This is a genomic window from Nesterenkonia aethiopica (genome assembly GCF_039534665.1).
Taxonomy (GTDB): domain Bacteria; phylum Actinomycetota; class Actinomycetes; order Actinomycetales; family Micrococcaceae; genus Nesterenkonia; species Nesterenkonia aethiopica.
This window is the reverse complement of the sequence record NZ_BAAAVT010000002.1, coordinates 163077-181131: the sequence shown is the minus strand read 5'-3', so window position 1 is coordinate 181131 and position 18055 is coordinate 163077. Positions and strand designations below refer to the sequence as shown.

Genomic DNA, 18055 nt, shown 5'->3' with positions numbered 1-18055 from the left:
GGCGGACGAGGCGGCGACAGGCGGTCGAGGGACGGCCGATGAAGACCAGGGGACCACGAACAGGGGAGGCGCAGGCGGCTGTGATGACTGATTCACCGGGCAGGGCGGGGACGCCGGGCAGCTCGGAGGAGCGTGCGGTGCGGGACGAGACGTCACCGCCCGCAGCGCCCGAGACGCTCATGACCGGGGGAGCGACCCCTGATTCCGCGACTCCCGATGCCGCGACTCCCGATGCCGGGAGGCTCGGGAGCGCCGGGGGCCCGGGGCAGGACGATCCGTCGGACCGTCGGGGCGCTCAGGTTCAGGATGCGACCGGCCCGGACGAGATCGGGGAGCGGCTCGCCGAGTCGGCGGGCTCCCGGCTGCGCACCCGTGAGGACGGCTCGCTCGACGTGATGTCCTCCATCGGGGGCGTGCGGGGCCTTGTCGAAGCTTCTCTGCCCGCGGCGGCGTTCCTCACGGTGTTCGTCATCACCGAGGACCTGCTGATCTCCTCCATCGTCGCGGTCCTCATGGGACTGATCTTCACGGTGGCGCGGCTGGCACAGCGCGGTCCTCTGGTGCAGTCGCTGTCCGGGCTGGCGGTGATCGTGCTGTGCGCCGTCGTCGCCCAGCAGACAGGCCAGGCCCGTGACTTCTACCTATGGGGCTTCGTCACCAACGCCGCCTACATCGCGGGCTTCGCGCTGTCCGTCGCGGTCCGCTGGCCGTTCCTGGGGATCCTCTTCGGCTTCATCCGGGGAGAGGGCGTCGCCTGGCGTCAGGACCACGCTCGTCGGAGGCGCTATGCGCTGGCCACGTGGATCGTCACCGGTGTGCTCGCGCTGCGGCTGGCGGTCCAGCTGCCGCTGTACCTGGCGGACGCCGTCGTCGCGCTCGGGACTGCTCGCCTGGTGATGGGGCTGCCCCTCTATGCCCTGGCCCTGTGGGTCGGCTGGATGATCACGCGCCCGACGGTCGTGGAGGACCGGCGCGATGGAGAGGCGGTGTCCTGAGATGGTGACCTCACGACAGGCCGGCACGACGCATTCGCAGCAGCTGCTCACCCTCGACGTCGGCCCGATGGCTCATGGGGGTCACTGTGTCGCCAGGCATGAGGGGCGGGTCATCTTCGTCCGGCATGCGATCCCGGGCGAAGTCGTCCGGGCACGCGTCACCGACTCAGGACCGCAGGCCAAGTTCTGGCGCGCCGACGTCGTCGAGGTCCTGGAGGCCTCGGACTACCGGCGACGGCACATCTGGAAGCTCGCCGACGCACTCCGCGCCCATGAGATGGACCGGCTTCCGGTCGGCGGAGCCGAGTACGGCCACATCACGGACCAGCATCAGCGCCGCGTCAAGGCCCAGGTCTTCCGGGACACTCTGCAGCGCATCGGCGGAATCCATCTGCAGGACCTCACCCTGGCCCATGCCCCAGCCGACGGGGAGATCCATGTCGTCGACGTCGGAGAGCGTCACAGCAACGGTCTGCACTGGCGCACGCGGGTCAGCTTCGGGGTCAACGATCACGGCGTGCTCAGCATGAAGCCCTACCGCAGCCACGAACTGATCGATCTGCGGGGGATGCCGCTGGCAGTGGAGGACATCCATGAGTCCCGACTCTTCGGCGGAGACTTCACCGGCGCCCAACGAGTCGACGTCGTGGCTCCGGGTGGTCGGGCGCCGTTGGCGCTGGTCGTCCACGCCGAGCAGTCCCGGGCTGAGGAGGCCGGACTTCGTCAGCGCCTGTTGCGCATCGCCGACGTCGAGCCGAAGGTGGAGACCATTGTGCTGGCGCTGGCGCGCGCCGACGACGCACGGGCCGAGGCCCCGAACGGCGGCGGCGCCGTCGCCCGCAACGGTGCTCGCTCCGGCGTCCGCAACGGGCGCCGCGGCTCTGCCCGTGGTCGCACGCGTGGCCGTCCCGAGGTGCCTCGGGTGCCGGCGGTCGTGGAGCATGAGATCGTGCTCGGCGGTCGCACCGTGGCCGAGCCGCTGCCGGTCCCGGTCGCCACGGGGGACGGCGAGGAGCGTGCCGTCGTGCCGCTGCGCCCGGAGGGCTTCTGGCAGATCCATCGTCATGCGCCCGAGGCGCTGGTCCGCACGATCGACGAGATGGCCAGCGTCGGGGCCGGCGACGCCGTCGCTGACCTGTACGCCGGCGCCGGGCTGTTCACCGCCTGGGCCGCGGCGCGCACCGGCGAGACGGGACAGGTGCTCAGCGTGGAGGCCGCGGCCGGGTCCAGCGCCTCGGCGCGTGAGCTGTTCGACCGGACGCAGCACGTCCGGGTGGAGACGGCCCCGGTGGAACGGGTGCTGGACGCACTGGGGGGCCACGACCTGATCCTGGTGGACCCGCCGCGCGCCGGCGCCGGAAAGAAGGTCATCGGCGGCGTCGATGCGGCGGATGCGCGCCGGCTCGTCTACGTGTCCTGCGAACCGGCGTCCTTCGCCCGTGACGCCAAGGACCTGCTCGCCCGGGGTTGGCGGTTGGCGGACCTGCAGGTGCTGGACCTCTACCCGAACACGCACCACATGGAGTCAGTCGCCCTGTTCGAACGCTGAGCCCCGCCCCTCCGGGCCGCGATGGCGCCGAGATCGACGCCGATGCGCGTGCACCGCGTCCTTGGACGCCCGCGGAAGGCCTGGTCAGCTCTGTGGTTCGGCGATCCTGGCCTGTGGAAGGCCACCCGCGGGCCTCCGCGGGGGCGACAGCGACATGAGCCGCATCACGTCATGTCGACCGAGTAGGATGGACAGCGATACGGCTCTGAGCGCTGGAGGAGACTCCGCGTGCTCGGGCCCGGTCGCGCCACTGACCTGAGGTCGCCGTCGTGCTCGTCGTCGAGCGCCGCGTCCGCAGGGCGACCGAGGCCTGCACCGGAAGGTCCTCCGGCGAACTCTTCAGCGCCCGTTGTCCGACGGCCGCGTGCCGTCGGACCGTGTCAGTCTGGCAACTACAGAGGAGTCCCGCGTGAGCACTGTGGACAGCTTCGGAGCACAAGGCGTTCTCAACGTCAACGGCGCCGATTACGAAATCTTCCGCCTCAACACTGTGGAGGGCCACGAGTCCCTTCCCTACAGCCTGAAGGTCCTCCTGGAGAACCTTCTGCGCACCGAGGACGGGGCGAATGTGACGGCCGAGCACATCAAGGCTCTCGGCCAGTGGGACGAGACGGCACAGCCGAACACCGAAATCCAGTTCACTCCGGGTCGGGTCCTGATGCAGGACTTCACCGGTGTGCCCTGCGTCGTGGACCTGGCCACCATGCGTGAAGCCGTGGCAGACCTGGGTGGCGATCCCAAGCGGATCAACCCGCTGGCGCCGGCCGAGATGGTCATCGACCACTCGGTGCAGATCGACTCCTTCGGGAACTCGGACGCCATCGAGCGCAACATGGACATCGAGTACCAGCGCAACGGCGAGCGGTACCAGTTCCTGCGCTGGGGCCAGACGGCCTTCGACGACTTCAAGGTCGTGCCTCCCGGTATGGGCATCGTCCACCAGGTCAACATCGAGAACCTGGCCCGCGTGGTGATGACCCGTGAGGTCGACGGTGCGCTGCGCGCCTACCCGGACACCTGTGTGGGCACCGACTCGCACACCACCATGGAGAACGGCCTGGGTGTGCTGGGCTGGGGCGTGGGCGGCATCGAGGCTGAGGCCGCGATGCTGGGCCAGCCGATCTCCATGCTCATCCCGCGCGTGGTCGGCTTCAAGCTCTCCGGGGAGATCCCCGCCGGGGCGACAGCCACCGACGTGGTGCTGACCATCACCCAGATGCTCCGCGAGCACGGCGTGGTCGGCAAGTTCGTCGAGTTCTACGGCGAGGGCGTGGCGGCGGTTCCGCTGGCCAACCGAGCGACGATCGGCAACATGTCCCCGGAGTTCGGCTCCACGGCCGCGATGTTCCCCATCGACGAGGTCACCCTGGAGTACCTGCGCCTGACCGGCCGCACCGAGGAGCAGGTCGCTCTGGTGGAGGCCTACGCGAAGGAGCAGGGGATGTGGCACGACCCGTCCCGCGAGCTGCGCTTCTCCGAGTACCTCGAGCTGGACCTGTCCACCGTGGTGCCCTCGATCTCGGGTCCGAAGCGTCCGCAGGACCGTATCGAGCTCACCGACGCCAAGGAGCAGTTCCGCAAGGACATCCACAACTACGTGGAGCACGTGACCGACCCGGCCACCAACGGCCACGCTGACGCCGCCTCGGCGGCCTCGTTCCCGGCCTCGGACGCTCCGGCGCACTCCGCCGACGAGGAGCAGGACGTCAAGGACCGTCCGCGGCACGTCGGCGGCGAGGAGGTCGTGGGCCGGCCCTCGAAGCCGGTGTCGGTCTCGATGCCCGACGGCCGTGAGTTCACGCTGGACCACGGTGCGGTCTCGATCGCCTCCATCACTTCCTGCACCAACACCTCCAACCCGAACGTGATGCTCGCCGCCGGTGTGCTGGCGCGCAACGCGGTGGAGAAGGGCCTGTCGCAGAAGCCCTGGGTCAAGACCTCCATCGCACCGGGCTCGAAGGTCGTGACCGACTACTACGAGAAGTCAGGGCTGATCGAGCACCTGGAGAAGGTCGGCTTCTATGTGGTCGGCTACGGCTGCACCACCTGCATCGGAAACTCCGGTCCGCTCGAGGAGGAGATCTCCAAGACGGTCCAGGAGGAGGACCTCGCGGTCACCTCAGTGCTGTCGGGCAACCGCAACTTCGAGGGTCGCATCAACCCGGACGTGAAGATGAACTACCTGGCCTCCCCGCCGCTGGTGGTGGCCTACGCCCTGGCCGGGACCATGGACTTCGACTTCGAGAACGAGCCGCTGGGCCAGGATGCGTCGGGCGACGACGTCTACCTGCGCGACATCTGGCCGGACCCGATCGAGGTCCAGAAGATCATCGACGAGTCGATCGACACCGAGATGTTCACCTCGAAGTACGACACGGTCTTCGACGGGGACCACCGGTGGCAGGAGCTGAACACTCCGGAGGGCTCCACCTTTGCCTGGGACGAGTCGTCGACCTACGTGCGCAAGGCGCCGTACTTCGACGGCATGTCGCTGGAGGCCTCCCCGGTGGAGGACATCTCCGGTGCACGGGTGCTGCTGAAGCTGGGCGACTCGGTCACCACCGACCACATCTCGCCGGCCGGCTCCTTCAAGTCCGACACCCCGGCGGGCCGCTACCTGCTGGAGAACGGCGTGGAGCGTAAGGACTTCAACTCCTACGGCTCCCGCCGAGGCAACCACGAAGTCATGATCCGCGGCACCTTCGCCAACATCCGGATCAAGAACCAGCTGCTCGACGGAGTCGAGGGCGGCTTCACCCGGGACTTCACCCAGGAGGGCGCCCCGCAGGCCTACGTGTACGACGCCGCAGAGAACTACAAGGAGGCCGGCACACCGCTGGTGGTCCTGGGCGGCAAGGAGTACGGGTCGGGCTCGTCCCGGGACTGGGCCGCCAAGGGCACCAAGCTGCTGGGCGTCCGCGCGGTCATCACCGAGTCCTTCGAGCGGATCCACCGCTCGAACCTCATCGGCATGGGTGTGCTCCCGCTGCAGTTCCCGGAGGGCGAGACGGCCGACACGCTGGGTCTGACCGGTTTCGAGACCTTCTCGATCTCCGGAATCACCGCGCTGAACGAGGGCACCATCCCGAAGACGGTGCAGGTCACCGCCGCGGCAGCGGACGGCTCGGAGACCACCTTCGACGCGGTCGTGCGCATCGACACCCCCGGCGAGGCGGACTACTACCGCAACGGCGGCATCCTGCAGTACGTGCTGCGCCAGCTGGTGAAGTGAGCGGCTGACCGTCGTCGGCGCACCGTCCTTCGGGAGCACAGACGATGGGCCACCCGCTGAGTCGACGGCGGGCGGGACGGAGGAGACTCCGGACCGCCCGCCGTCGTCGTGCTCGGGTGCATCCTGATGCCGACCGGGCGGTAGAATCGCAGAGAGCCTGATCGCATGGGAGGGATCGCGCCAGTGAAGACCATTCTGGAGACCATCCGGTCTCCCCAGGACCTGTCCCGGCTGACGGACGAGCAGCTGGAGCGGCTGGCCGCGGAGATCCGCCAGTTCCTCATCGACAACGTGTCCCGCACCGGGGGACACCTGGGCCCCAACCTCGGCGTGGTGGAACTCACCCTGGCGATCCACCGGGTCTTCGACTCGCCGCGCGACTCAGTGATCTTCGACACCGGGCACCAGTCCTACATCCACAAGCTGGTCACGGGCCGTCAGGACTTCTCCACCCTGCGCAAGCAGGGCGGCCTGGCCGGCTACCCGGAGCGCGCCGAGTCCATCCATGACATCGTCGAGTCCTCCCACGCCTCCTCCTCGTTGTCATGGGCCGACGGCATCTCCAAGGCACGCGTGCTCAGCGGCGAGGACGACCGTTTCGTGGTCGCAGTCATCGGCGACGGCGCCCTGACCGGTGGGATGGCCTGGGAAGCGCTGAACAACATCGCCGCGGACAAGGACCGTCGTGTGGTGATCGTCGTCAACGACAACGGCCGCTCGTATGCCCCCACGGTGGGAGGGCTGGCCGATCAGCTGGATCGCCTGCGGAGGGGATTCCTGGACAAGCTGCGCACGCACCGTGTGTATGAGAAGGCGATGGACGGCACCAAGCAGCGCCTTCAGCACGGCGGACCGGTCAGCAAGATGGTCTACCGAAGCCTGCATGCCGCGAAGAAGGGCGCGAAGGACTTCTGGGCGCCGCAGGGGCTCTTCGAGGACCTGGGCATGAAGTACATCGGACCGGTGGACGGGCATGATCAGCGCTCCATGGAGGAGGCGCTGCAGGACGCCAAGAACTACGGCGGTCCGGTGATCGTCCACGCGCTCACGGAGAAGGGTCGCGGCTACGCCCCGGCCCGCGCGGATGAGAACGACCAGTTCCACGCGGTCGGCGTGATCGACCCCGAGACCGGCGAGCCGGTGTCCCGGGGTTCGGCGCGCTCCTGGACCTCCGTGTTCGAAGAGGAGATCACGGCCATCGCTGATGAGCGACCGGACGTGGTGGCGCTGACCGGGGCGATGATGATCCCCGTAGGCCTGCGCAGCTTCGCGGAGAAGCACCCGGATCGCGTCTTCGACGTCGGCATCGCCGAGCAGCATGCCGTCGCCTCTGCCGCCGGGCTGGCCTATGGCGGGCTGCACCCAGTGGTGGCGCTCTATGCGACGTTCCTCAATCGGGCATTCGACCAGCTGCTCATGGATGTCGCGCTGCACCGCGCCGGGGTGACGCTGGTGCTGGATCGGGCCGGCGTGACCGGTCCGGACGGACCCAGCCATCACGGCGTGTGGGATCTGTCCCTGCTGCAGATCGTGCCCGGCATGCGGATCGCCGCGCCGCGGGACTCCACCCGGCTGCGGGAGGAGCTGCGCGAGGCGGTGGCCGTGGACGACGCTCCCACGGTGGTCCGCTTCTCCAAAGGGTCCGTCAACGGTGAGATCGATGGGCTGGAGAGGCTCGAGGACGGAGTGGAGGTCCTCCATGGTCAGCGCAACGAAGACGGAGCCTACAGCAATGACGTGCTCATCGTCTCCGTCGGCACGATGGGGGAGCTGTCCCTCGACGTGGCGCGTCGGCTGGCCGATCAGGGCATCACCTCCACCGTCGTGGACCCCCGCTGGGTGCTCCCGGTCCCGGAATCCGTCGTCTCTCTGGCGGCGCGGCACCGGATCGTCGTCTGCGTGGAGGACGGTGTGAAAGCCGGGGGAGTCGGGTCCCGGATCCGGCAGACCATGCGTGAGGCCGGTGTGGACACGGCACTCAACGAGGTGGGACTTCCCGTGGAGTTCCTCTCCCACGGCTCGCGGGCAGAGGTTCTGGACCGCGTGGGTGTGACCTCCACCCAGGTGGCTCAGGACACCGTGGCCCAGGTGTTGGGCACGAAGGTGCCCTTCGCACGTCCGCTGCCCGGGGAGGATCTGCCCACCGGCGAGATCCCGAGCTTCCCCCAGAGCCGCGACGCCTGAGCGTCGACCCGTTCACCCTGTCGGTCCTCACCGGACCGGCGACCTCATGACCGCCGGGGCCCTGCCCTGCGGCCCGACCGTCTGGAGACCTCATGATCAGTCTGTTCCGTCAGAACTCGGAAGCCGCCTGGGAGTACCGGGAGGCTTGGTACGACGAGGCGGCCGGAGAGTTTGTGGTGCACTACGGCGCGGTGGGCGCCAATGGGAAGCTCGCGGCGGAGAAGGCGCAGGCAGACGAGGCGGAGGCTCTGCTGGAGGGTTTCGCAGCCCAATGCGAGGCGGACGGTTACCGGGAGATCGGGCAGCTGCAGACCGTCGAACTGGTCGTCGCTGTGCCGCTGAAGGCCTCGGAGCCCTCGGCGTCGGAGCGGCGGAACGCCGAGACCGTCCACACGGCAGTGCTCACGGGGCTCGCCTGGCGGGGGCTCGGCGCCCTGAGCGACCCGGAGATCGAAGAGCACGACGACGGCGCGGCGCTGGTCATGAGGGCCCGCACGGTGCACCGCCGGAAGGCCGGGGAGGCCGTGCGCGGCGCCCTGCGCGCCACCGACGTCCCTGCCTCGAAGGTCCGCATCCGCGTGGGCTGAGCCCACAGGCAGAGCGGGCCTCACCCGTCGCGGGGCGGGCGGGGCGACCGCTCACACGAGCACGCGGACCTCTCCGTCGCTGATCTCCGCCTCGAAGCGGGTCAGAGGACGGTCCGCCGGTCCGGAGGTGGGCTCCCCGGAGTCCACGGCGAACACCGATCCGTGGCAGGGACAGCTGAACTGCTCGTCCTCGGGCTCCACGGTGCAGCCCTGGTGGGTGCACACTGACGTGAAGGCGTGGACCTCGTCCTCACCGGCACGGTGCAGAAGCAGCTCATGCTCGCCTGCACTGGCCGCGACCGAGGTGCCCACCGGGAGCTCCTCGGCGGCCAGCACGGTCTCCCAGGACTCGCCGGCATGTGTGGCCTCCGCTCCGGGTTCGGCACCGTCGTCGGAGGTGTTGCCGCAGGCGGCCAACGAGAGCCCCGCGACTCCCGCAGCACCGGCGGCGGTGGTGCGGAGGAAGGCCCGGCGGGCGCAGCACAGCTCATTCATGCGCCCGAGTCTATCGGGCGCCGAAGGTCCGTCCTGCATCCGCCGGGCCGTCGGGGATCCCGTCAGTGGAACGTGCGCCCGTTGACCCGCTCGCTGGCCCCCACCTGGTCCAGGTAGGGGGTGATGCCGCCGCGGTGCATGGGCCAGCCGGCGCCGAGGATCATGCACAGGTCGATGTCCTTCGGGGAGCTCACCACGCCCTCGGAGAGCATCAGACCGATCTCTTCGGCCAAGGCGTCCTGGACGTCGGTGAGCAGCTGCTCACCGCTGCGCGGCGTCTCGCCGAACTCCATCAGCGCCAGGGTCTGCTCCTTGATGAAGGCGCGGCCGTCCTCGTCGGTGCTCCAGATCTCCGTGACGCCGGCCTCGATGAGGCGCTGCAGGTTGGCCGAGACGTGGAACCTCTCGCCGAACGCCGCGTGGAGGGACTCGGTGACGTGCTGAGCCACCGGGATGCCGACCATCGCCAGCAGGGTGAAAGGCGTCATCGGCAGTCCGATGGGCCGCAGGGCCTGGTCCGCGGTAGCAGCGTCGGTGCCCTCGTCGAAGGCCTTCTGCACCTCGGCCATCAGGCGCAGCAGGACACGGTTGACCACGAAGGCCGCCGAGTCGGAGGTCAGGACCGGCGTCTTGCGCAGTGCCGCGGCCAGCGCGAAGGCGGTCGCGATCGGTTCGTCCGTGGTCTCCGGGGTGCGGGCGATCTCGATCAGCGGCATCACCGCCACTGGGTTGAAGAAGTGGAACCCGATGACCCTCTCGGGGTGCCTCAGGTCGGCGGCCATCTCCGTGACCGACAGCGAGGACGTGTTGGTGGCCAGGATCGTCCCGGCCGGCACGATCTCCTCGAGCTCGGCGAAGACCTGCTTCTTGACACCGATCTCCTCGAAGACCGCCTCGATGACGAAGTCCGCGTCCGCGTAGACCGACTTGTCGGTGGATCCGGTCACCAGGCCCCTCAGGCCGGCTGCCTGCTCGGCGCTGATCTTCCCCTTGCCCTGCAGCTTCTCCACCTGGGAGGAGATGAAGTCCAAGCCCTTGGCCACCCGGGTCTCGTCGATGTCGGTCATGACCACCGGGACCTGCAGGTGCTGGGCGAAGACCATCGCCAGCTGGGAGGCCATCAGGCCGGCGCCCACGATCCCCACCTTGCTGATCTGACGCGGTGGGACCTCCGGCACGCCGGCGGGGCGCTTGGCCCGCTTCTGGATCAGCTCCAGGAACGCGTAGACGGTGTTGGCGAACTCATCGGTGACCATCAGCTCGGCTAGGGCATCGCACTCGGCGACACGGTCTTGGTCGCGATCGCGGTCCTTGCCGGCGATGAACACCTCCAGAGCCTTCTGCGGCGCAGGAGCAGAGTCGCCGGTCTTGGCCGCCACGGCACGGCGGGCGGCCTCGATGCCCCGCTGCCAGGCGGCGTCGCTGGTGTCCCGATCCCGATGGGACCGGACGCCGGCGAGGGTGTCGTCATCTCTGGCGATGATCCGCGCGGCGAACTCCACGGACGCCTGCTCGAATGCGTCGGCGGCGAAGAGGGCGTCGGCGATGCCCAGCTCATAGGCCGCCGCACCCTTGAGCGTGCGATTGTTCGCCAGGGCGTTCGAGAAGATGACCTGGGCGGCGGCCTCCGGACCGATCAGGCGCGGCAGTCGATACACCCCGCCCCAGCCGGGGATGAGCCCCAGGAATGCCTCGGGCAGGGACAGGGCCTTGGCGTCGGTGGAGACGGTGCGCCACTGAGCGGCCAGCGCGATCTCCAGCCCGCCGCCGAGGGCGGTGCCGTTGATGAAGGCGAAGGTCGGTACGGGGAAGTCTTCGAGCAGGTTGTAGGCCTGGTGGCCCAGCTCCGCCATCTGGCGTGCCAGCTCGGTGGACTCGATCGTATTGACCGCGCCCAGGTCCGCCCCGGCCACCAGGTAGCCTGGCTTGCCGATCAGCGCCAGCCCGGCGATCTCTGCGGATTCTGCACGTGGCAGCTGCGAGGCCACGGCCTCGCCGAACTCGATCAGGGAGTTGGGTCCGAGCGTGGTCGGCCGCCGGGCGTCGTCGTTGTCCAGTCGGATCAGCGCCAGCGTGCCGCCGCCGGGCAGGGTGACGTCCTCGACCCGGCTGTGCGTGCGGACCTCGTCCGCGAAGGCCTCGGCGAGCTCGGCATAGCCGGAGAAGTCGGTCTGCGCGGCGGTGATGGTGCCGGCGGGGGAGTGGGAGTGTGCGGACTGCGCGTTCATGGGTGCCTCCACAGCGTCGTCGTCAGGGAAGAATGCGTTCCGCATCACATGCTACCGGCGAGTAGCTCCAGAGGCCAGCGCGGCCCCGTGCCGACGACGCCGCAGCGTGTGCAGGCATGGCTCGCCTGCTGTGGAGTAAGGCGCGGGCAACAGGTGGAGGCTGCCGAGGGTGATCAGAGGTCGCTGAGAGGATCGGGGTCCAGCAGCGCCACGGTGACCACCGCGGCCGTCTGGTCGACCTGCCAGGGCCGGGCGCCCAGCGCGGTGAGGGCCGCCGCGATCGAGTCCAGGTCGATCTGGGCCGGGGGATCCCAGCACAGCTGCTTCAGGACAGCCGGGGTCAGCAGAGTCTCCGGCATGATCTCCAGGCGTTCGGCGAGGAACGTCAGACGTTCCCTGGCGGTGCGGTATCGGCGGAATGCCAACGGGTGGCGCTCCTTCCACGAGCGTGGAGGGGGCGGGCCACCGGTGCGGCGCTGCAGATCCGGAAGGTCTTGGGACGTGGCGCCGGCCCTCACGGCGCGCAGCCACCGCGGAGCCTCCCGCTTGGCCGCCCGCCCGTGGAAACCCGGTACCGCGAGCAGCTGGGGGACGGTGGTGGGAGATTCCAGGGCTGCGGCCACCAGGGCCGAGTCGGGCAGGATGTGCCCCGGAGAGACGTCCTTCTGCTCCGCCAGGTGCTCTCGAGCGCGCCAGAGCTCGCGCAGCACCGCGAGCCCGCGTCGACTCTTGAGCCGGTTGATCCCCGAGGTGCGGCGCCAGCGATCATGGCGCGGCACCGTCGGGGGCCGATGGGTGCGGGCATGCTCGAACTCCTGGGCAGCCCAGTCGGACTTGCCCTGCTCCTCCAGCAGGGAGCTGAGTTTCTCCCGCAGTTCGATCAGCAGCTCGACGTCCAGTGCGGCGTAGCGGAGCCAGTCCTGCGGCAGCGGGCGGCGAGACCAGTCGGCCGCCGAGTGCTCCTTCGCCAGCCGGACCCCCAGCAGGGATTCCACCACGGCGCCGAGCCCCACACGCGGCAGGCCGGCCAACCGGGCGGCCAGCTCGGTGTCGAAGAGCGCATGGGGGTGCATGCCCAGCTCGGCCAGGCAGGGCAGGTCCTGGGAGGCGGCGTGCAGGATCCACTCGGCACCGCCCAATGCCCGCTGCAGCGGGACGAGTGTGTCGAAGGGCTCCGGGTCGATGAGCCAGAGCCCGGATCCCTCGCGCTTGAGCTGCACGAGGAACGCTCTCTGGCCGTAGCGGAAACCCGAGGCACGCTCTGCGTCGACCGCCACGGGGCCGTGGCCGGCAGCCAGCGCCTCGGCGCACCGCTGCAGTCCACGTGCGGTGTCGATGACGAACGGTACGCCGTCGGCGGGCTCGGTGAGCAGAGGGGGAAGGTGCTCGTCCTGGTCCTCCATAGAGTGGTCAGATCCTCCTGACATGCGGCAGGGCCACCACGCCGTCGGGCAGGGGAGGCAGACCGGCGAAGCTGCAGACCATATCCGCCCAGGCCTCCAGGTGTCGGCCCAGCCGAGGCCCGCTGGGCGTCCAGGAGGCCCGGAGTTCGACGGTGTTGCTCGCCTGACGATCTTCGAGGCTGCCGAAGGATTCGGACAGGATGCGTGTGGCGGTGCCGCCGGCGTGGCTGTGCTCGACACCGCACTGATCCAGCGAGTCGCTCAGCCAGGTCCAGGCGACTTCGGCGAGCAGGGGGTCGTTGCCCATGTCCGCGTCCAGCTCGGCGCGGATGTAGATCACCACACGGAACGTCCCGCCCCAGGTCTCCTGGCCCTGCGGGTCGTGGAGCAGGATGAAGCGGCCGGTGGCGAGCAGCTCAGCATCCTCGGGTGCTGGGCGGAGCCGAGCCGGTCCGTGGAGCGGGGTCCGCGCGCCGGGGTCCAGGACCTCGGCGCGCAGCGCCACCGCGTACGGGGCCAGCTTGACCGGGGCAGGGATCTCGTCCACCTGCGCCTCGGTGCGGGGACGGGCACGCCGCAGCTCTCCCAGGGCGGAACGGAACGACTCCGGGAGGTCGTCGATGCCGGGGGTGGAGATCTGCGGGCCGGGACCACGTCCTGCGGCAGATCCGGCTGGGCCGAGTGCTGTCACGCGTCCAGCCTATGAACAGGATCAGCGAGCATCGGGCAGGCGCGCCGTGAGCGCGGCCCGCGCATGGTCCACGAACTCATCGATCTGCGCCTCGGTGGTCTGGAAGGAGCACATCAGACGGACGACGGGGTCGCCGTCCGGCGCGGTGTCCCACACATGGAAGAGATACCGGGACTGCAGCTCCTCCACCACCGTCGCCGGCATCTTGGGAAAGACGGCGTTCACCTGCGCCGGCGCGGGGAGGTCGATGCCCTCGAGCGTCGCGAGGCGTTCGCCGAGCAGACGGGCCTGCGCATTGGCGTGCTCGGCGTTGCTGCGCCACAGGTCGGTGCCGAAGAGCTCCAGCAGCTGGGCGGAGACGAAGCGCTGCTTGCTGGCCAGCTGCATCGAGTACTTGCGGATGTAGTCGGTGCCGCGGACTCTGGTCGGGTCCAGCACGACGACGGCCTCCGCGGCCAGCGCACCGTTCTTGGTCCCGCCCAGGCTCAGCACGTCGACGCCGACGTCGATGGTCACCTCGCGCAGGGAGACGCCGAGGGCGGCGGCGGCGTTGGCGAGGCGGGCGCCGTCCATATGGACCCCGAGTCCCGCCGCGTGGGCGCGGTCCGCCACCGCCGCGATCTCGGCGGGCGAATAGAGGCTCCCCAGCTCGGTGGACTGGGTCAGGGTGACCGCCAGGGGCTGCGCGGCGTGGACGAAGCCCTGGGCTCCGAGCTCAGCCTCGACGTCGGCGGGCGTCAGCTTCCCCTCCGGTGTGGGACGGGCCAGCAGCTTCAGTGCGCCGAGCCGCTCCGGTGCGGCACCTTCGTCAGTGTTCACGTGAGCCTGGCGCGCGCAGATCGCCGCGCCCCAGCGCGGGAGGAGGGCCTGCAGCGAGACGACGTTGGCACCGGTGCCGTTGAACACCGGGAAGATCTCTGCGGACGGACCGAACTGGTCCCTGACGACCTGCTCCAGGCGGGCGGTGACGGGGTCGTCGCCGTAGGGCACCGCGGCGCCGCCGTTGGCCCGGGCGATGGCCTCCAGCACCTCCGGCGAGACTCCCGCGGTGTTGTCGGAGGCGAAGGTCGGGTCGGGAGTCGCCGGGGCATCGGGGCCGACGGGTCCGTCGAGGGTCTGGAGACCGGGCATGATCTCATCAGTGCTGGTCACTCGTCGGCCTCCTCGAAGCGCATCGAGACGGAGTTGATGCAGTATCGCTGGTCGGTGGGAGTGTCGAAGCCCTCGCCGGAGAACACGTGTCCCAGGTGGGAGTCGCAAGAGCCGCACCGGACCTCCACACGTTCCATCCCCAGCGACGTGTCGCGCAGGTGCCGGACGTTCGCTCCCGTCGCGGGCTCGTAGAAGCTGGGCCAGCCGCAGCGGGAGTCGAACTTGGTCTGGGAGGTGAACAGCTCCGCGCCGCAGGCGCGGCAGAGATACACCCCGGCCTGGGTGGTAGCCCCATGGTCCCCGGTGAAGGGCCGCTCGGTGCCGCCCTGGCGGAGCACGTAGTACTCCTCGGGGGTCAGACGGTCGCGCCATTGGGCGTCGGACAGAGAGGCGAAGTCAGGCGCGGTTCCTGGCGGGCGGGCATCGGGGTCAGTCTGGTCAGTGCTCATGGCTCCATCCCATCACGTTCGTCGCATCACGTTCGTCGCACCACGTCCGCCGCATCACGATCATCGCATCGACGGCGGCACGCGGTCTGAGGCCCACAGTGGCCCGCATCGCCCACCCGGACGAGCAGGGCACGGCGGCAAAGAGCGTCGCGCTCCTCAGACGGTGCAACGCGCACCGGGCTCCGCCGCTTCCCTGGATGCCGCCGCAGGACGTCGCGCGTAAGCTGTGACCTGGGCATCGTGGCCCTCCAGCCATCCGGAACCGACCTTGTGGAGGCCTCCCAGACATGTCACCCCGCATCGCCGACCGTCGTCCGAGTGGTCTCGGAGGCCACCAGCCAGATGGTGCCTCACCTGCCCGACGGAGCCCGAGTGCGCGTCTGACGGCGCCGCTGCGGCGGCTCCGTGAGTCGCTGGCCGCTGCTCCCGCGAACCCCGAGCCCAAGACGCCCTGGGTGCGGGCCTCGGCGCTCGGGGCCGGCACGGGGCTGGCCGCAGGCATGGCCCTGGCGGGGGCCGCCTCCGGGCTGGCCGGCTATTTCGCCCGCATGGTGGTCACTCCCGTCAAGGAGCACGTGGAGGACCTGGAGGTCCTGGCGGTGGTGCGCGGAGCCGACGGCGACGAAGTCATCCTGCCTGCCACGCCCGAGACCGTGGTGCCGGGGACCTACGGCCTGAACTTCCATGGCGGCCGTGCCAGCGCACGCATCGGAGAGATCACCTCCTTCAGTCCGCGGGACGGCACGATCGCCCGGCGGGTGGAGAAGGTCTATCACGGAGACCTCCGCAAGGTCTCGCGCGGCTGGTGGACCTCGGTGCCCGACCCGACCCCGGCGGATGCCGGTCATCCTTTCGAGGACGTGCTGATCGACCTGCCCGGCGGGCCCGCACCGGCCTGGCACGTGCCCCCGCGGACGCGCACCGGTCCGCTGGGAGACCGCAACGTGTGGGCGATCATGGTCCATGGACGGGGCGGACGCCGCACCGAAGGCATCCGCGCCCTGGGGGTCGCCGACCGCCTCGGCATCGATTCGCTGCTCATCTCCTACCGGAACGACGGCGAGGCGCCTGACGCTCCTGACGGGCGGTATGGCCTGGGCATCACCGAGTGGGAGGACGTCGACGCCGCCGTGCAGCACGCCCTGGACCAGGGCGCCGAGGACGTCCTGCTCTTCGGGTGGTCCATGGGCGGCGCGGTGGCGCTGCAGACTGCGGACCGCTCCCGGCTGGCCCCGGCCATCCGTGGCCTGGTGCTCACCGGTCCGGTGGTCGACTGGATCGACGTGCTCGCCTACCAGGCACGGGCCAACAGGATCCCGGAGGCGGTGGGGCGGCTCGGCCGCTGGTTCATCTCCCATCCCGCGGGCCGACGGGTCACCGGACTGGCCGCACCGGTGGATCTCAAGGCGATGAACTGGATCGACCGCGCCGAGCAGCTGCATGTGCGGACTCTGATCCTGCACAGCAGCGACGACGACGTCGTCCCCTACGCTCCGTCGCGGAACCTTGCCGAGCGGAATGAGAAGGTCAGCTTCGTGCCCTTCACCCAGGCGCGGCATGTCAAGGAGTGGAACCACGACCCCCAGCGCTGGGAGAGCAGCGTGGAGCAGTGGGTCGCCGAGCTGTTCACCGGTGACGCCCCGGCCCACCTCAGCTCAACGACGCGACGTGCTCGGTGACATTGCGCTTGATGCGGCCGAGCATGGCTGACATGCCACGCAGGCGCAGCGGTGTGATGGCCTTCGCCAGGCCCAGCCGGGTCGGGACGTCGTCCGGGGTTGCCAGGATCTCGTCGTAGCTGAGCCCGCTGAGTCCCTGATGCAGGATCGAGGCGAAGCCGCGGGTCGTCGGGGCCTCGGGCGGGGCGGCGAAGATGATCTCCGCGGTGCGGGCCTCGTCGTCGAACTCGAAGGCCAGGAACAGCGGGGTCTGGCACTCCACCACCTGCTCCATGGTGTCGGCACGGTCCTGATACTGCTCCGGCACGTCCGGCAGCTCGCGGGAGAGCTCCAGGAGCAGCTCCAGCTTCTGCTGGTCCGGGACCGCCTGGAACTCCTCGACGATCTCAGCCAGCGGTTCGGGAAGGCCGGCGGTGGTGGTGGTCATCATGTCTCCAGGATAGGAGAGCGGGGCGGGATGCGTCGTCCGGCGCCCCGCCCGCTCAACGGCTCAGCGGCCTGTGGGCGCCTCGCCCGGCTCCTCGCCGACGGCGATGGGCAGACGGACCGAGTTGCCCCACTCCGTCCAGGAGCCGTCGTAGTTGCGGACGTGGCGGTGCCCGAGCAGGTGCTGGAGGACGAACCAGGTGTGCGAGGACCGCTCGCCGATCCGGCAGTAGGCGATGACCTCGTCCGCCTCCCCGATGCCGGCCTCCTCACGGTAGATGCGCTCCAGCTCCTCGCGGGGCTTGAAGGTGCCGTCCTCCTCGGCGGCTCGGGCCCACGGGACGGAGGCGGCCGAGGGGATGTGGCCACCGCGCAGGGAGCCCTCCTCCTCGTAGCCCTCCATGTGGGTGCGCTCACCCGAGTACTCGAGCGGGGAGCGCACGTCGACCAGGGGCTTGCCGAAGTGCTCGAAGACATCCTCACGGAACGCGCGGAACGTGGAGTCGTCACGGCTGATCACCGGATAGTCGGCACGGGTCGGTTCGGTCCGCTCGGTGGTGACGTCACGACCTTCAGCGATCCACTTCTGTCGGCCCCCGTCCATCAGTCGGACGTCCTCGTGCCCGAACAGGGTGAACACCCAGAGGGCGTAGGCGGCCCACCAGTTCGACTTGTCGCCGTAGAACACCACGGTGGTGTCCCGGCTGATGCCCTTCGACGCCGCGAACTCCGCGAAATGCTCGCCGTCGAGGAAGTCCCGGGTGATCGGGTCGTTGAGCTCGGTGTGCCAGTCGATCTTGACGGCACCGGGGATGTGCCCCGTCTCGTAGAGCAGGACGTCCTCGTTCGACTCGACGAGGACGATGCCGTCGTCGTCCTTGTGCTCGGCCACCCAGTCCGTGGACACGAGCTTCTCGGGGTGGGCGTACTGGCTGAAGTCCTTCTCGCTCATCTGCAGAGCCTCTCTCTCGGGTCGCTGACGATC

At 69.6% G+C, this 18055-nt stretch carries 14 protein-coding genes; 6 read left to right on the top strand and 8 right to left on the bottom strand.

Annotation, left to right across the window (positions count from 1 at the left end; translation table 11 throughout):
• Positions 1-83: 83 nt before the first annotated feature.
• The 5 genes from ABD658_RS02110 to ABD658_RS02090 all read left to right on the top strand — a co-directional run bounded on the left by ABD658_RS02110 (position 84) and on the right by ABD658_RS02090 (position 8547).
• The gene (locus tag ABD658_RS02110; RefSeq protein ID WP_344683015.1) at positions 84-995 is read left to right on the top strand and encodes a DUF3159 domain-containing protein; all 912 of its coding nucleotides are present in this window, start codon (positions 84-86) and stop codon (positions 993-995) included.
• 1 nt (position 996) lies between these two features.
• Positions 997-2544, top strand: a complete 1548-nt coding sequence (locus tag ABD658_RS02105; RefSeq protein ID WP_344683013.1) for a class I SAM-dependent RNA methyltransferase — start codon at positions 997-999, stop codon at positions 2542-2544.
• 409 nt (positions 2545-2953) lie between these two features.
• Positions 2954-5776, top strand: coding sequence for an aconitate hydratase (gene acnA, locus ABD658_RS02100; RefSeq protein ID WP_344683011.1), 2823 nt, complete (start codon positions 2954-2956; stop codon positions 5774-5776).
• 183 nt (positions 5777-5959) lie between these two features.
• Positions 5960-7960 (top strand): 1-deoxy-D-xylulose-5-phosphate synthase, encoded by a 2001-nt coding sequence (gene dxs / locus ABD658_RS02095; protein ID WP_344743706.1) that lies wholly within the window; start codon positions 5960-5962, stop codon positions 7958-7960.
• A gap of 92 nt (positions 7961-8052) precedes the next feature.
• Positions 8053-8547 carry a hypothetical protein gene (locus ABD658_RS02090; RefSeq protein ID WP_344683007.1) on the top strand — a complete coding sequence of 165 codons (495 nt, stop codon included), beginning with the start codon at positions 8053-8055 and terminating at the stop codon, positions 8545-8547.
• A gap of 51 nt (positions 8548-8598) precedes the next feature.
• On the opposite strand, the gene ABD658_RS02085 is transcribed toward ABD658_RS02090, so the two are convergent.
• The 6 genes from ABD658_RS02085 to msrB all read right to left on the bottom strand — a co-directional run bounded on the left by ABD658_RS02085 (position 8599) and on the right by msrB (position 14965).
• A complete protein-coding gene (locus ABD658_RS02085) occupies positions 8599-9042 on the bottom strand; it encodes a Rieske (2Fe-2S) protein (protein WP_344683005.1) in 444 nt (147 codons plus the stop codon).
• Between the two features lie 62 nt (positions 9043-9104).
• Positions 9105-11270: a 3-hydroxyacyl-CoA dehydrogenase NAD-binding domain-containing protein gene (locus ABD658_RS02080; RefSeq protein WP_344743750.1), complete on the bottom strand. Its 2166-nt coding sequence runs from the start codon at positions 11268-11270 to the stop codon at positions 9105-9107.
• A gap of 173 nt (positions 11271-11443) precedes the next feature.
• Positions 11444-12673, bottom strand: coding sequence for a ribonuclease D (locus ABD658_RS02075; RefSeq protein ID WP_139827543.1), 1230 nt, complete (start codon positions 12671-12673; stop codon positions 11444-11446).
• Positions 12674-12680: 7 nt separating this feature from the next.
• Entirely contained in the window at positions 12681-13364 is a 684-nt protein-coding gene (locus ABD658_RS02070) for a DUF3000 domain-containing protein (RefSeq protein ID WP_083277812.1), read from the bottom strand.
• 21 nt (positions 13365-13385) lie between these two features.
• The gene (locus ABD658_RS02065; RefSeq protein WP_344682996.1) at positions 13386-14516 is read right to left on the bottom strand and encodes a threonine aldolase family protein; all 1131 of its coding nucleotides are present in this window, start codon (positions 14514-14516) and stop codon (positions 13386-13388) included.
• On the bottom strand, positions 14513-14965 hold the full coding sequence (gene msrB / locus ABD658_RS02060) for a peptide-methionine (R)-S-oxide reductase MsrB (RefSeq protein ID WP_085437037.1): 453 nt from the start codon (positions 14963-14965) through the stop codon (positions 14513-14515). Before msrB ends, ABD658_RS02065 begins: the two co-directional genes overlap by 4 nt.
• Positions 14966-15252: 287 nt before the next feature.
• Between msrB and ABD658_RS02055 the strand changes: the two genes are divergently transcribed.
• The gene (locus ABD658_RS02055) at positions 15253-16644 is read left to right on the top strand and encodes an alpha/beta hydrolase family protein (RefSeq protein WP_344682993.1); all 1392 of its coding nucleotides are present in this window, start codon (positions 15253-15255) and stop codon (positions 16642-16644) included.
• Here the strand turns inward: ABD658_RS02055 and ABD658_RS02050 are convergent.
• Together ABD658_RS02050 and ABD658_RS02045 are read right to left on the bottom strand one after the other, a co-directional pair.
• Entirely contained in the window at positions 16616-17074 is a 459-nt protein-coding gene (locus ABD658_RS02050) for a SufE family protein (protein ID WP_344682991.1), read from the bottom strand. The two genes, ABD658_RS02055 and ABD658_RS02050, sit on opposite strands and share 29 nt — an antisense overlap.
• Before the next feature lie 60 nt (positions 17075-17134).
• A complete protein-coding gene (locus ABD658_RS02045; RefSeq protein ID WP_070162595.1) occupies positions 17135-18022 on the bottom strand; it encodes a sulfurtransferase in 888 nt (295 codons plus the stop codon).
• Positions 18023-18055 lie beyond the last annotated feature (33 nt).

Coding starts and splice junctions, on each gene's coding strand:
- ABD658_RS02110 (WP_344683015.1), top strand. CDS start 84: ATGACTGATTCACCGGGCAGGGCGGGGACGCCGGGCAGCTCGGAGGAG.
- ABD658_RS02105 (WP_344683013.1), top strand. CDS start 997: ATGGTGACCTCACGACAGGCCGGCACGACGCATTCGCAGCAGCTGCTC.
- ABD658_RS02090 (WP_344683007.1), top strand. CDS start 8,053: ATGATCAGTCTGTTCCGTCAGAACTCGGAAGCCGCCTGGGAGTACCGG.
- ABD658_RS02085 (WP_344683005.1), bottom strand. CDS start 9,042: ATGAATGAGCTGTGCTGCGCCCGCCGGGCCTTCCTCCGCACCACCGCC.
- ABD658_RS02080 (WP_344743750.1), bottom strand. CDS start 11,270: ATGAACGCGCAGTCCGCACACTCCCACTCCCCCGCCGGCACCATCACC.
- ABD658_RS02075 (WP_139827543.1), bottom strand. CDS start 12,673: ATGGAGGACCAGGACGAGCACCTTCCCCCTCTGCTCACCGAGCCCGCC.
- msrB (WP_085437037.1), bottom strand. CDS start 14,965: ATGAGCACTGACCAGACTGACCCCGATGCCCGCCCGCCAGGAACCGCG.
- ABD658_RS02055 (WP_344682993.1), top strand. CDS start 15,253: ATGTCACCCCGCATCGCCGACCGTCGTCCGAGTGGTCTCGGAGGCCAC.
- ABD658_RS02050 (WP_344682991.1), bottom strand. CDS start 17,074: ATGATGACCACCACCACCGCCGGCCTTCCCGAACCGCTGGCTGAGATC.
- ABD658_RS02045 (WP_070162595.1), bottom strand. CDS start 18,022: ATGAGCGAGAAGGACTTCAGCCAGTACGCCCACCCCGAGAAGCTCGTG.